This is a genomic window from Marinomonas hwangdonensis, assembly GCF_003721245.1.
In the GTDB taxonomy this organism is placed as follows: domain Bacteria; phylum Pseudomonadota; class Gammaproteobacteria; order Pseudomonadales; family Marinomonadaceae; genus Marinomonas; species Marinomonas hwangdonensis.
The window spans coordinates 22,854-37,121 of sequence record NZ_RIZG01000006.1 but is presented as its reverse complement, the minus strand read 5'-3'; the positions used below and the strand labels follow the sequence as shown (position 1 = coordinate 37,121).

The following is a 14,268-nucleotide window of genomic DNA, read 5'->3' as shown; positions in this document are numbered from 1 at the left end:
GGGAATAAAGACGAGAAACACCTCGATTTTCTGCTAAGGATAAAAAAAGAAATGGTCAATTAAACCATCTGTCTGTAAATCGCAATAGCCAACAACCATACCATCCAATTTAGCAACAAAAGGTTGAAGGTCCGTCATTTTATTTTGCCAAACAGTCATATCAAAAGATTCTGGCGCCCAAGCTTCGATTTGAGCTTGAGAATAGTCCCGTCCATTTACAACATGAACCGTATTGAAAAATAAATGCCACAGAGCTTCAGCATCGTTAGCTTGATATGGACGGATTTTGATCATGAGCACTACCTATTCATTTTCTATAAACACATCTAGAGCGACTTTTGAAATAACACACTAATAAAGCCATCATCGATCAATTTTGCAAAGTCCGCATGCATCGGCGCAGGTTCCCGCCCTATGCGCACAACATACTTTTCATAGGCTTTTTTGGCACAAATCTGAATTTCGGCCAAATCAGCTTGCGAAGCTAATCGAATGTCGATTGGAAGCATGTGAATTCTACCTCATCCTTTGTTAGTTAAGCCTTGGGGGAATTAAAGCCGTGTTGATAGCGATGTTTGATGCGTTTCAATATATATATCCGATCGGTCAAAACATTAAACCTTCAATATTCACAAATGCTTCACAGTCCACTAGATTGAAGTATGAATTATGCAAAAAAACTTTTATTTATCGATCATTTAACGCTGTTTTGAATAAATAATAGCAACACTAGGATCGGTTAGTTTATTTCATCATTCCAGTGAAAATACGTCGTTTGTTGAGCAGAATTAGTGGCCCTATTATCAGCGCACAAACTAACCTGAAGGGGAAAAACATGAAAAAAATCATGACAAAAGACACACTACAAACAATCAAAAAAACACTGATTCGCGCTTATGCGGTGTACATGATGAAAGGCAGCTTCTACAAACTATCTACTCTCAATATTGGCGGCGTTAGACGTATAAATTGGAGCGGTTGCGACTTATAATTCAGCGTTACCTTCTCCTCTTCAATGCTTTGGTAAGTTATTTTCATACTTACCAAAGATATCAACTTACGATAAACCTATGTTAGTAAAAGTCATTTTTTAGTACTCTCTGATTCCCTATTATTATGTTGTTTCAACTCCACCATGTTAAAAAACAAGCTCGTTTTACTGTCTCTTTTGATTATAATGCCTTTTCAATTGGCGTTTGCGGCTCCTGATTTTACCATTATTAAAGCTCAAGCCACGTTATCGGACGACACCTATTTAGAAGCGAATACACTTGAAAAACGTCTTCAAGAGCAAGGCCAAGCATTAGTTCATAAATCTTTAATCCCCTTATCTCAAGTGAGTTACTTTCTAAGCCGTGCGGATGGCGTTCAGACCATTACCATACGAGGCACTGCGAACCTAGAAAATGTCATGTTGGATTTAGACTTAGAATTAAAGCCAGATACCGTACTTGATATAATGTTACTGGCGCGAATAAGTTCGATAACTTACCTCTAATCAGAGTGGCAACAAAAAGTTTACCCAAACCAGTGGCGTGAAAGCATGCTAAGAGCGACTAAGTTCACTACGTCGATGCCAAGTGAAAAAAATCTACAAGCTCATCAAATGGCCACTTATCTAAAGTTAATTGATCAGCTACAAACATCAGTAAAAGAAATACCGTATAAAACAGACATTAATTTCTTTGGGTTCTCTTTGGACTAAAACCCTTCTTATGTAACTTTCAACTCAAAGCGGGACACATAAATCAAAACATTACGTTCCGCTTTTCGTTACATTAAAATCTAGATTCCCTGTTTAAAAATTAATAAGAAGCGTTATCATTAGCATCGTTTATTCGCCTGCCTATGCATTCGCTTCATTTTGCTGCCTTTATAATCAAAGTAACGAGCGATGTAGAGGTAGATATATTAATTAAAGGAATCCGTCATGTTGCCTAATCGCCCTTCTTTGAAGAAACTTTTACTTTGCGCCTGTGTCACCTCTTCTTTCAGCGCTTTCTCGGGTGAAATAACCATTACGACTAAATTCGGTGATGTCCGCGTTAATGACAATGTGAAACGCGTGGTAACTCTGTCTGAAGACGCGTTAGACAATACCATTGCGCTTGGTATTAAACCTTTAGGCGCGGTCGCAACTCGTGGTGGTGATACCGTATCAGAATATCTTGAAGATCGCGCTGAAGGCGTAAGCATCGTTGGCACATCACGCCAGAACAACCTAGAAGCGATTGCCTCACAACGCCCTGATCTAATTCTCGCTTCATCAACTTTATCAAAAGAACAATATGACATCCTGTCAAAAATAGCTCCGACCGTTGCACCTGCATCATCAGGCATCGTATCGGGAAGTTGGATGACTATTTCACGCTCATATGCCAAAGCGCTGAACAAAAGTGCAGAAATGGAGTCCATTCTTAACCAAGTTAAAAGTCGTCAAAACAAATTAAAAACAATGGTTACTGCTCAATTACCAGAAGGAAAACGTACCTCTACCATTGCACGTTGGATGCCACAAGGCCCTATTGTTATGTCAGCAAGCTTGTTCGCAAATGATGTTATTGCCGCTACAGGATTTGATGTTTCTGATGCAGGTCTTGTTAAGGAGAATCGTCCTCATAGCAGCCCTCTTAGTTTAGAAAACCTGACAAAAATTGATAGCGACTGGTTATTCCTTGCAACATTGAATACAGAAGGTAAAGATGCGTTAGAAGCTGCAAGAAAATCCCCTGCATTTTCCCGTCTAAATGTAGTTGAACAAGATCACGTGGTAACAGTCAATGGCCAGCTATGGTCAAGCTCTGCAGGTCCATTAGCGGCCCAAGCTATTCTTGATAATATCGAAAATACATTAAAAACTAAGATGCAATAAGTTCAATGATTGGTTGGTTTAGTTTGCCGGCTGCTCAACGGCCTTTGCCTACAGTGTTTGTGTCAGCCCTTGTGGTGCTGGCACTTTGCTTTATTTGCAGTTTATTATTGGGAGCAGGAGGCCTGTCTCCTAGCGCATCGTTTCAAACCTTAATAGGTAAGGGTTCAGCCGATGCAGAATTTACCGTATTTCATTTACGAGCAACCAGAACCGTTGTTGGCTTATTTGTTGGTTTAACGCTAGGCATCGCAGGTGCATTGATGCAATCGGTTGCCCGTAACCCGCTAGCAGAACCGGGATTACTGGGCGTCAGCGCTGGCAGCTCTCTTGCCGTTGCAATCACTTTGGTTCTTGGTGCCAGTACGGCGACGTTAACGGTTGGAGTTGCCCAGTTTGGTGCTTTGCTAGGCTGTTTATGTGTGCTTGGCGTCGCTCGCATGCAAGGACAACAAAACGACCCAATTCGATTAGTGCTTGCTGGCGCGGCGCTTTCTAGTCTGTTACTCGCTGTGACTTCTTTGTTACTGCTATTTGATCAACGAGCCGCTGACGAAATTCGCTTTTGGGTAACAGGGAGCGTTGCTGGTCGGGATACCAACACGCTTTTATCCGTTTTACCATCCATGCTAGTCGCAGGACTTTGCGTTCTTTACGCTGCCAAACCACTAGCCTCTTTGGCGCTTGGTGAACGGGTTGCTATTGGACTTGGTCACAAGCCAAAAAGAGTTCGTGGCGTAGTTATTTTTGCGGTCGCCTTACTTGTTGGCGGCGCTACCGCCATTGCAGGACCTGTGGCCTTCATCGGTTTGGTTGTTCCCTTTGCTGCACGTGCTTTGGTTGGGCCAGATATTCGTCGCACTTTATGGCTATGCCTACCTCTTGGCCCCATTATTGTTATTACCGCCGATGTTATTTCACGCCTTATTGCTCAGCCAGCAGAAATGCCTTTAGGCGTTCTAACGGCTGTTGTTGGCGCTCCAGTACTATTATTAATTGTTCGGTCTCGTAGGCTCCCCACACTATGAATAATCAAAGCCTTGTCATATCAGACTCAAAGCAAGAAATCCCCACACCGCAAGGTTATCGGCTTTTTTCCATCGGAGAACATGCTCATTTACTTATCGAGAAACAAGCTGTCATCCGTAATACATGGCTGTTAATTGCTTTATTTTGCGCCTGCGTAGTTACTCTTGGTTCCGGCACCATGCCGATATCGCCAACCGAAGTGATTGCTGTGTTATTTGGACATGGCGACGCCATGAGCCAATTTATCGTGCAAGATTTACGCTTACCGCGACTATTGGCTGGGCTATTTACTGGCGCGGCTTTTAGTTTGGCTGGTTGTTTGATGCAAACCATAGCCCGCAACAGACTCGCTACACCCGGAATCATAGGGATAGACAATGCCGCCATGGCGTTTGCCGTGTCTTCTATAGTTGGCACTGGTATTTCATTAGCACCATCGGCGATGGCATTAGCAGGTGCGGCAACAGCAACGGCTTTAGCATTTGGCCTAGCTGGCGGCAGTGGTACTCGCGGTTATCGCTTCATTGTTGCCGGCATTGGCATTGGCGCGATTGCTGGCGCTGTGACGCAATTGCTATTAAGCCAAGTCAGTATCGATGTGGCAAACAGCGCTTACCCTTGGACCGTTGGCAGCTTAAGCGCTCGCGAGCCGCTTATGGTCAACTTACTGGGTGCGGGTTTGGTCATTTGCCTAGTTGCTTGTCTGTTCTTTTCTACGCAATTTGCCCTTATGCCTTTTTCTGATCAAGTGATCACAGGCCTTGGTGCAAACATCAAACACATTAGAATCATCGCCCTTACCCTTTGTATTACCTTAACCGGACTGGCTGTTGCCGTAGCAGGTCCTGTCGGTTTAGTTGCCTTGGTTGGCCCTGAGATCGCCCGTGTCCTTGCCAAATATCGTGGAATCCCATTAGTCAGCTCGGCATTGACAGGTGCCTTAGTGATGATTCTAGCGGACCTTTTTGGTCGCACGGTTTTATCACCAATTGAATTGCCTGTTGGCATCGTTACTGCCGTAGTAGGCGGGCCTTATTTAATTTGGATACTCGTTCGACGCTCTTCAAGGAATTCGTTATGACGGTGACGTCTCTTCACAATGATAAAATTTCACATCCCACTTTCCAGTCTCGTCTTGGCGCCAGCAAACTGACGCTTAAACACGGTAAAGTCTGCATTATTGAAAACCTGGACGTTTCGCTACCAGAGGGCAAAGTGACAGCCATTGTTGGACCAAATGGCTGTGGCAAATCAACGCTACTAAATGGTTTGTCTCGAGTTCACGCACCCAGTTCTGGTGTTGTTCTGTTAGATGGTAAAGACATTCATTGTCTACCTTCCAAAGAAGTCGCTAGGCGGCTTGCGCTTTTACCACAAGATACGCTAGCGCCAGATGGCATAACCATTGAGGAATTAATTCGTTTTGGCCGCCATCCACACCAAAGCTTGTTAAAGCAATGGGCTATGGATGATCAGCAAGCAATTGACTACGCTTTAGATGCCGCGGATTTACAAGGACTAAAAGACCGACTACTAGACACTCTATCGGGCGGACAACGCCAACGTGCTTGGATCGCCATGTCAATTGCCCAAGAAACGCCTTTACTATTGTTGGATGAGCCTACGTCTGCGCTGGATTTAGGGCATCAGATTGAAGTCTTCGAGCTAATACGTAATTTATCAAGACAAGGTAAAACCCTCGCCATGGTGGTTCATGACTTACCAAGCGCTTGCCGATATTCTGATCATATTATTGCGATGAAAAAAGGCGAGATCATCACCCAAGGAAGCCCAAAAGAGGTGATGACCAAAGAGCTGGTGCGTGAGTTGTATGGAGTTGAATGCGACCTGATTCCAGATCCGATGACTGGCAGCCCCATTCTAATCAATATGAAGCGAGTCAGAAGCTAAATAAGGCAATGATACAAACAAGGAATGAGGCAAACAGATCTGAAAACCAGATCTGTTTATTACGAAGCTACAAACGCAATCCAATCGGTAAACTCTCCCCGACTAAGGCATTTAGCTCATGGCTGTTAATCTCAATTTGACTTTCCAAACGCTCAAGCCATTGAGCTGGGCATTTCTCTTTTTTGAGTTTATTGGCCACTTTTTTACGCAAAGCGCTCAGCTTGTCTGATTCACCAATGCTGACTTGGCTCATTAGAACGGCTGCTAGCCCTGCTTGCTTACGCTTCTTCCAATCTTCTTTAAGGACGACCTCTAAAATCGGAAACAGTTTTTCTTCTGCAATTCTTTGCTCTTGCTTGCCAGATAAAAGATGACGAGAGGCAATTCGTCCTATTGTCCACCAAGCGGTATCCGGCTCCGAGGTCTTTTGCAAACGCTTCAGCAACCAATCAATCGTAGTGACTTTATCTTCATACGACAAACTCTCCAACGCACCAACCAAACGAATTAAATCGTCGCTGGATTTAGTGGTCAGAGCTTTCATTTTGTCTCGTGAACGCTGCCCTGTTGGCGAATAATATTGGCTAAATTGTTTGAACAAGTACGTTTGTTGTTCAATGGTTAAACCGCCTGCAACACGACGGTACAAGGTCCAATATTGCCCCCAAACTGGCGCCGTATCGAACTGAGTACCGGCTTTAGTGGCATTCACCACTTGCTGCACACGAGCCAAATCATCCGCCGCACCAAAACCTGGACGCAAACAATAGCCCATCAACTGCAACCACTGACGTTCATGCTGTGCACTTTTGGTTCGACCAGACTTTAGACCTAAAAGCTTATCGACCAAACGTCGCGAAGTGGCAAGGTTCCAATCATCACGATTACCCAGTAACTGATCCAAATCCTGCTTAAGAGATTTTACCAAGTCCGGATTTTGCTTTTGACCCGCGCTAGAAAAGCACTTCGCTAAATGTTCTTCTGCTTGTCCCATATTGGCATGTAACAAACCACTTTCATCGTTTTGCTCAGACTCTTGCGAAGAACTGACTTGGGTTGAAAAATCCAAACGCCATTGGTCTTTCTGGTTGTTCGCGTTTAACACCACTTGCAACACACCCACTTCGGTCATTTGTACCGATAACGTTACGGCTGTTTCTTGGGAATCAATGGAGCCGTCCAGTTCTGTCATCAAGGTAGAAATATAGTGCAATCCCTCTTGATCACGCACTTTGCCAACCACACAATCAATATGATCATCGGATCGATATAAAGGAAACTGCACTTGCTGGCCCAGAGTGACAAAGAACTCTTGTTCTAAGCGAATGGTTTCGCCTTTTAAAGTACCTTTTGGCAAAATGCCGACAAATTCATTCTCGCCAACTTTAAGGTACAAATTGTGCGCCACACCGCTTTCAATACGAGTACTTTCTCCCGCCAAAGCGTTCAAATACATGACTGCACCTTTGGCAACCGCATCGTTAGGTTCGTCTGCAGAACAAGCAAGTATAGGCTTAGAAGACCAAGTATTTAGCTGTTCTAGTAAGCGAGCTTTTAACACAGGACTGTTAAACAAACCGCCATTAAATAAAACCGCATCTGGCATGGTTGAGCCTGTTGCCGCTTCGATTACTGCTTTATGTTGCTGTAAAAATGCCGCTAAATGCCGCGTAAACGCAGGATCTGACTCATAAGGCAAGCCCAAGGTGTGCATGGCATAATCGTTCTTTTGCACCTTATCATCGTGATTCACCAAAGGAAAAAAACCGCTACGTATTTGTTCTAATAAGGTTTCTCGGGACACATCAAATTTCTGCGAACCACCGATTAAACGACTACCACCACCAAGCACGGTAATACTTAGGGATTCTGGTGCGTCTACACCTAATAAGGTTTCTTTGGCTTGACGAGTTTGCTGAACCAAAGCCGCTAAGCGCGTAGCTGACAGCGCTGAAATTTGCTTGGGATCTAACTGAAACGCCAAGGCTTGATCGAGGTTGTCGCCGCCAAGCAACAGATGTTCACCAACTGCGATACGCTTAAGAGAGACACTTTTAGCCTTGGCTGATGTAGGCTGAATAGCAACCAGACTAAAGTCACTGGTACCACCGCCAATATCGACCACCAAGAGCATTTTTTTATCGACTAACGCAGCGAGCTTCTCATCGTCACTAATGTAGTGATAACAAGCCGCTTGCGGCTCTTCCAGAAGGTATAAATCTTTTAGACCAGCCAGTTTAGCGGCTTCCAGGGTTAACGCTCGTGCTTCTTCATCAAACGATGCTGGCAAAGTTAATGCTATGGTTTGAGATTCTAACGGTGCATCAGCAAAGCGATGATTCCAGCTTTGCTTAATATGTAATAAAAGAACCTTACTCGCCTCGAGTGGGCTGAGCTTTTTAGGAAACTCGCTCGCCCAAGGCAAGATCGCCGAACGACGATCTACCTGACGATGGCTCAACCAGCTTTTCGCACTTTGTACCAATTGCCCAGCTCGACGCTGGCCTAAAGCTAACGCTCCAACACCAACGATTCGTTCTTTATCATGGTGACGCCAGGGCAAAACTAGATCAATTTTACCCATCTCATCTGACGCCAACACATAAATTGCACTCGGTAAATAAGTAAACTCTTGTACCGAGCCATCCGCCATCACTTGCGGAATGGGCAGCAAAGCTGGCGCATTTGCATTCGAATGTTTCGCTACGGGAACGTAAGAGACGACACAATTGGTTGTCCCTAAATCGATCCCAACTCGATAAGCAGAATGAAAAGCTGGTTGTGCCATGGTTTAAGACTCCCTAACTTGAAACTCAATTGTCCAACTTAGGTCAGATTGGGTATCGTGCGCTTGCAATAGCAACAACCCCAACTCGGTAACACGAGCGGTTAAATATACTCGCACCATGTCACCCGCTTGATAATGACCGGCATCCAAACGAACCGATAAAGGGTTCAATTCATCGAGTTGAGCAACCGAAAAAGACGCAATAACTTTACCGACAGATTGCGCTTCGCTATTTTTTGATTGGAAGAAACGGAAGGTCACGCTTTCACCAACGATAAGCGAAAACTCATTCGGCAGCATTTTCTCTTCAGAGCCTTCTTCCAAACCAAAAGGTGCAACACAGATAGCATCGACAGGTGGTGCCATGCCTGGAATCGCTGGCATTGGGCTAGCCACACCGATGTAATAATTGGCTGCTAAACCACTTTTTACTTTAACACCGCCTTCCGCTTGCACTTGGGCATAGTAAGTCGCACCTTTGGCAACTGCGTGATCCAAATGCGATGGCGTCAGCATGGTTAATTCTCTGCCGCTCAACGACTCAGACAGCATCGCTGCTAAGCGAGTTTCTAGGGTGCTGCGAATCACATTGGCGTTAAACACGCCGCCGTTTAACAAGATCTTTGTTGGTTTCACATCATGTTGAGCTAAAAACTCACTAATATGACGGGTAATCGCTGGATCACCTTCGTAATCCAAATTGATCGCACTAAAACCACTGCGTGCTGCTTTTTGAGCTTGCTCACCCAATTGCACCTGTGGAAAGAAACCATCGATCAAAAGCTGCTGAACATCATTTTGTGTCAAGGTCGCTTTGATGCTGTTATTGAACAAACTGCGACCCCGACTTGGAACGACAACACTGACGTCCTCTAGGTCAGCATTAGACAACAAGCGCTCTTTTGCCTCCCGACAAGCTTGGGTTAAACCGCTGATTTGCCAAGGTTCGAGATGGGTACCGTTTTGTGCCAGTTGCGCGGCTACATGATAGGTCAGCGTCAAATCCATATTGTCGCCACCCAGCAAAATATGGCGACCCACTGCCACTCGCTCTAGACCAAGCGCACCCTCTTGTTCAACCACCTGGATTAATGACAGATCCGTGGTACCACCGCCAACATCCACAACCAAAATATGATCATTGACGACTTGGCTGTCTGCCCAATTTTGCTGATCACTCAACCAAGCGTAAAACGCCGCTAGTGGCTCTTCGATCAAACGGGCACGCAAACCGACTTTTTCTGCCGCTTGCTCAGTAATGGCGCGAGCTGCAGGATCAAATGATGCGGGTACGGTAATCACAACGGTTTGCTCGGCAATAGGAGCATGAGGAAATTGACTCGTCCATGCACTCACCAGATGGGCCAAAAGCGTTTCCGTGACTTGCGCCGGAGACACTTTTTCCACTTCTTCCAGTGCATCCACCGGCAAAACCGCTTCATCAGCACTAACGCGAGAATGGCACAACCAACTTTTAGCACTTTGCACCAATCGTCCAGAAGATTTTGCCCCCAATTCGCGAGCCAACTGACCCACAATCGAAGGCGCTTTGCCCCAAGGCAATTGCAGATCGCTTTCTAAGAATTCGGTTTTGTGGGGGAAATACACAAAAGAAGGTAATAAAGGACGAGCATCCACTTGGCCAGCCGCGATAAACTGCGGAATGGCCAATTGTTGAATACGCTCTACTTGATTCGTTTCTGCTTCAGCTTGATTAGATGGCGAATAATAGACAGCCGAATGCGTGGTACCTAGGTCGATACCAATAAAATATTGACTCATGAGTTATACCTCGATTTCAGCTGGCGCTAGAATGTTCAGGCTTTCAGTATTGGTTACTTTTGGTAGACGCGTTTCGGTTACTTTCCAACCGGGGTGAATCAGCGTGCCCGCGTATGGGCCGTCACCTTCAACTCGGCCTTCAAGTTTGATCTGTTTTGCATCATAACCTGATGGTACTTCTACGCGGCTGTTTTCCGCAGCTGTGTTCACTACGTCGATAGATACGACATCAATAGTAAAATGTTGCTTCAATACTTTCGAACAACCCGCGTGAATTTGGCGAGATGCCGCACCCACATCCGCATCGCTGTAATCATCGATGCTTTCTTGAATGAAATCGATAAAGCGCGCTTCTTGTTGCAATAATTGTAGTAACTGATGTGCACCGTCAGCGTTGACCGTATCCAACACAGGCGCAGCGACTTCGACTTCACGAATTACTTCCACTTCTTCTGTAATGACTTTTGGTTCAACTTCAGAAGCAAATTGCTCGCCTTGACCAACCGTGTCACAGCGAGCGGCGTAGTCGCCGCTCCCCATGTATTTAAAGAACTGACCAAATGCGCCAAAAAAGCGCGGTACAAATGAAACTGGTTTTATTTTATTCGTCATAATTTACCCGTTTTGCGCAATTTACCCGTTTTGCATCTCTTCAAGCTCTAACCAACGCTCCATGGTTGTTTCAAGCTCTTCTTCTTTATGCGCTAGCTTTGCCAAGGTTTTTTGAACTTTATCCGCATCACCAGCATAAAATTCTGCTGCGCTGGTTGTTACATGCAAAGCCGCAATTTCTTCTTCCAACTTCGCAATGGTCGCTGGCATATCATCAAATTCGCGCTGAATTTTGTAGCTTAGCTTGGCCTTTGGTTTGGCTTGCACAGTAGTTTTCTGGCTAGCCTCTTCCGCTTTTTTTGCGTCTGCTTTGGCTTTTTCTTTTTTGCTTGGCGCGTCATCTGTTTGGGAAGTAGATTCTGTTGGGAATTTACCACCTTGACGAATCCAATCTTGATAGCCACCAACGTATTCTTTCACTCGGCCTTCGCCTTCAAAAGCAATAACACTGGTTACAACGTTATCTAGGAAAGCACGGTCATGACTTACCAATAACAAAGTACCATCGTAGTTCATCAGTAGCTCTTCAAGCAGCTCCAATGTTTCTACATCAAGGTCGTTGGTTGGCTCATCCATGATCAAAAGGTTAGCTGGGCGAGTAAACAATTTCGCCAGCAATACACGATTTCGTTCACCACCAGACAAGGCTTTTACTGGAGTACGAGCGCGTTCAGGTGGGAAAAGGAAATCGCCAAGATAGCCAATAACATGTTTGTTCTGGCCATTAATTTCGATAACGTCTTTGCCTTCGCCAACGTTTTCTGCAACGGTTTGTTCTGGGTCAAGTTGTTCACGCAGCTGATCGAAATAGGCCACGTTAAGTTTCGTACCTTGACGAACCGAACCTGTCTTTGGCTCCAGATCTCCTAAAAGGATCTTCAGGAAGGTACTTTTACCACAACCATTTGGGCCAATCAGACCAATTCGGTCGCCGCGATTCACCACAAAATCCATTGGTTGCAGGATCACTTTATCTTCAAAGGAATGACCGACCTGTGTAAATTCCGCCACCAGCTTACCAGACTTATCTTTGGTCTCAATCGCCATTTTAGCATTGCCTTGGCGGTTGATACGCTCAGAACGTTCTTCACGTAAGGCTTTCAAAGCACGAACTCGACCTTCGTTACGAGTACGACGAGCTTTAATGCCCTGACGAATCCAAACCTCTTCTTCAGCCAAACGTTTGTCAAACAAGGCGTTTGCACGCTCCTCTTCTTCAAGCATTTTTTCTTTGAAGGCAAGGAAAGCGGTAATGTTACCGCTAAAGGAAATCAAATTACCGCGATCTAATTCGATGATGCGGTTAGCCAATTTTTCTAGGAAACGGCGGTCATGGGTAATGAATAGGATCAATCCACGGAATTGCTGAAGCTGTTGCTCCATCCATTCGATGGTTGGAACGTCCAAATGGTTAGTTGGCTCGTCCAGTAGTAAGACATCTGGATTAGAAATCAACGCCTGCGCTAAAATAACACGACGGCGCCAACCACCCGACAGCTCAGACATCAGCTTATCTGCTGGCAAAGCCAAGCGTTGAATCATGTGGTTGACTCGTTGCTCCAAATCCCAACCTTGAATGCGGTCCAACTCCGTCTGAATATCACTTAATTCGTTCGAATGATCATTTTCGAAGTCTTCTAATAACTTAAAATAGCGGCTCATCAATGAATGGGCTTCACCCGCCCCTTCACTAACCACTTCACGGACGGTTTTTTCATTTGCATCAGGCAACTCTTGTGGGAGCTGTCCAATGGTCATACCGCCTTCTAGACGCACGACACCCTCATCCGGAATTTGCTCGCCTGAAATAACTTTTAATAGCGTGGATTTACCTGCACCGTTACGACCGATAATGGCAACACGCTCTCCAGCTTCTGCTGAAAAACTGATTTTTGACAGCAGCGGATTATGCCCAAAAGCAACACTGATCTGTTCTAACGACAATAGACTCATATCTATCCATATTTTGTGAAAATTTTGTGGCGGTATAGTAGCATTCTTCATAACGAAGGTTCATCAAATACGCAAATAAAGGCGCAAAAAAGCGTTCGGGATTCGCCATAAATCGTATTTTTGACACTTTATTCTAGTATGCTACGTAGAAAGAATGTCAGTGACTGGATAAGCCTGACGCACATACCGTTATCGCATGGAGTATTCAATGAAATTAAAAAATAAACTGGGGCCCATCACCGCTGTGGTGGTTACCTTTGCTGCTGTAACTTGGATGGTCATTGGCGGCAATGGCATCACAACCAGTCCAAGTGAAACGTCTTCTCAGGCGCGCTCTCACTCTTCTGTCTCTTCTTCAGATCAAACTAATACCGCTCAAAATAAAGACGCGTATCCTGTACAAGCAAAATCGCTCGTTGCAGAGTCCGTTGAACTGCATATCTCATTAACTGGCAAAACCCTGGCCAGCGAATCATTGGTGTTAACTAACAGCTATGCAGGTCGAATCACCGATCTAAAAGTAGAAAAGGGTCAATTGATTAACAAAGGGCAATCTTTGCTGCAGATTGACAATAGAACCTTAACGATGGAGTTGGCACAAGCCAATTTGCTTGTAAAGCAGAGACAGTTAGAGTTAGACGGTATAAAGCAGCTCAACCTTGAAAACTTTTCCTCGCGAGTGAATCTAGCCCAAGCCGAAACCGAGCTTGCCGCCGCAAAATCCACACAAAGCACGCTCCGTGTTCATCTTGAAAACGCCAATGTGACAGCCCCCTTTTCTGGCGTTATTAACTCTCTTGATGTTAAACAGGGGCAAGTATTATCATCTGGTTCCGAAATTGGCACCTTGGTGTCACTGGACCCTTTAAAAGTTAGCGTCAACATTCCTCAAAACCGAATTCATCAGATTTCATTAGGCACTCAGGCCAGCATCCGGTTTGAATCAGGTGACAGCGTTGACGGTATGGTTACCTTTATCAGCGCCATTGCCAATGAAGCAAGTCGAACCATTACAGTTGAAATACACGTGGACAATCCAAATAACCGGATTCAATCGGGTTTAACTGCGTCGGTTGATTTCACTTTAGATGAGCAATTAGCCCACTCGTTTTCTGCTGCTTTATTAACACTGGACAATGCTGGCCAGACCGCTGTTAAAACCCTAAATGTCAATAATGTGGTGGTACTATCGCCTGTTGAGGTGATCAAGTCTGATCGAGAAAATGTTTGGGTAAGTGGCTTGCCGACTAACGTCAATATTATCACTGTGGGGCAAGGGTTCGTGTCACCGGGTGATCGTGTAACAGCACACTACCCTAATTAA

General features: G+C 45.0%; 13 protein-coding genes. 7 read left to right on the top strand and 6 right to left on the bottom strand.

From position 1 onward, the window contains the following. Positions 1–33 precede the first annotated feature (33 nt). Complete coding sequence (locus EBI00_RS16180) at positions 34–294, bottom strand: GNAT family protein (RefSeq protein ID WP_241557015.1); 261 nt, start codon at positions 292–294, stop codon at positions 34–36. A gap of 32 nt (positions 295–326) precedes the next feature. Beyond that, positions 327–509 carry a hypothetical protein gene (locus tag EBI00_RS10750; protein WP_123095937.1) on the bottom strand — a complete coding sequence of 61 codons (183 nt, stop codon included), beginning with the start codon at positions 507–509 and terminating at the stop codon, positions 327–329. Between the two features lie 326 nt (positions 510–835). On the opposite strand from EBI00_RS10750, the gene EBI00_RS16000 reads away from it, so the two are divergent. From EBI00_RS16000 to EBI00_RS10725, 6 genes are all read left to right on the top strand, one after another. Then, on the top strand, positions 836–991 hold the full coding sequence (locus tag EBI00_RS16000; RefSeq protein WP_158600750.1) for a hypothetical protein: 156 nt from the start codon (positions 836–838) through the stop codon (positions 989–991). A gap of 186 nt (positions 992–1,177) precedes the next feature. Then, positions 1,178–1,498: a hypothetical protein gene (locus EBI00_RS10745; RefSeq protein WP_148039074.1), complete on the top strand. Its 321-nt coding sequence runs from the start codon at positions 1,178–1,180 to the stop codon at positions 1,496–1,498. A gap of 432 nt (positions 1,499–1,930) precedes the next feature. Further along, complete coding sequence (locus EBI00_RS10740) at positions 1,931–2,872, top strand: ABC transporter substrate-binding protein (RefSeq protein WP_123095935.1); 942 nt, start codon at positions 1,931–1,933, stop codon at positions 2,870–2,872. Positions 2,873–2,877: 5 nt separating this feature from the next. Further along, positions 2,878–3,897, top strand: coding sequence for a FecCD family ABC transporter permease (locus tag EBI00_RS10735; RefSeq protein WP_123095934.1), 1,020 nt, complete (start codon positions 2,878–2,880; stop codon positions 3,895–3,897). After that, complete coding sequence (locus EBI00_RS10730) at positions 3,894–4,979, top strand: FecCD family ABC transporter permease (protein ID WP_123095933.1); 1,086 nt, start codon at positions 3,894–3,896, stop codon at positions 4,977–4,979. The genes EBI00_RS10735 and EBI00_RS10730 overlap by 4 nt, the downstream gene beginning before the upstream one ends. Next, positions 4,976–5,809, top strand: coding sequence for an ABC transporter ATP-binding protein (locus tag EBI00_RS10725; protein ID WP_174714923.1), 834 nt, complete (start codon positions 4,976–4,978; stop codon positions 5,807–5,809). The genes EBI00_RS10730 and EBI00_RS10725 overlap by 4 nt, the downstream gene beginning before the upstream one ends. 67 nt (positions 5,810–5,876) lie before the next feature. Here EBI00_RS10725 and EBI00_RS10720 read toward each other — a convergent pair whose 3' ends face one another. From EBI00_RS10720 to abc-f, 4 genes are read right to left on the bottom strand one after another with little or no spacing between them, the layout of a single operon-like run. Then, positions 5,877–8,597 (bottom strand): hsp70 family protein, encoded by a 2,721-nt coding sequence (locus EBI00_RS10720; protein WP_123095932.1) that lies wholly within the window; start codon positions 8,595–8,597, stop codon positions 5,877–5,879. Positions 8,598–8,600: 3 nt separating this feature from the next. Further along, positions 8,601–10,379 carry an Hsp70 family protein gene (locus EBI00_RS10715; RefSeq protein ID WP_123095931.1) on the bottom strand — a complete coding sequence of 593 codons (1,779 nt, stop codon included), beginning with the start codon at positions 10,377–10,379 and terminating at the stop codon, positions 8,601–8,603. Positions 10,380–10,382: 3 nt separating this feature from the next. After that, positions 10,383–10,991 carry a DUF2760 domain-containing protein gene (locus EBI00_RS10710; RefSeq protein ID WP_123095930.1) on the bottom strand — a complete coding sequence of 203 codons (609 nt, stop codon included), beginning with the start codon at positions 10,989–10,991 and terminating at the stop codon, positions 10,383–10,385. A gap of 21 nt (positions 10,992–11,012) precedes the next feature. Continuing rightward, positions 11,013–12,944, bottom strand: a complete 1,932-nt coding sequence (gene abc-f / locus EBI00_RS10705) for a ribosomal protection-like ABC-F family protein (protein WP_123095929.1) — start codon at positions 12,942–12,944, stop codon at positions 11,013–11,015. 208 nt (positions 12,945–13,152) lie between these two features. Here abc-f and EBI00_RS10700 point away from each other — a divergent pair, with 208 nt between their 5' ends. Continuing rightward, entirely contained in the window at positions 13,153–14,268 is a 1,116-nt protein-coding gene (locus EBI00_RS10700) for an efflux RND transporter periplasmic adaptor subunit (protein WP_123095928.1), read from the top strand.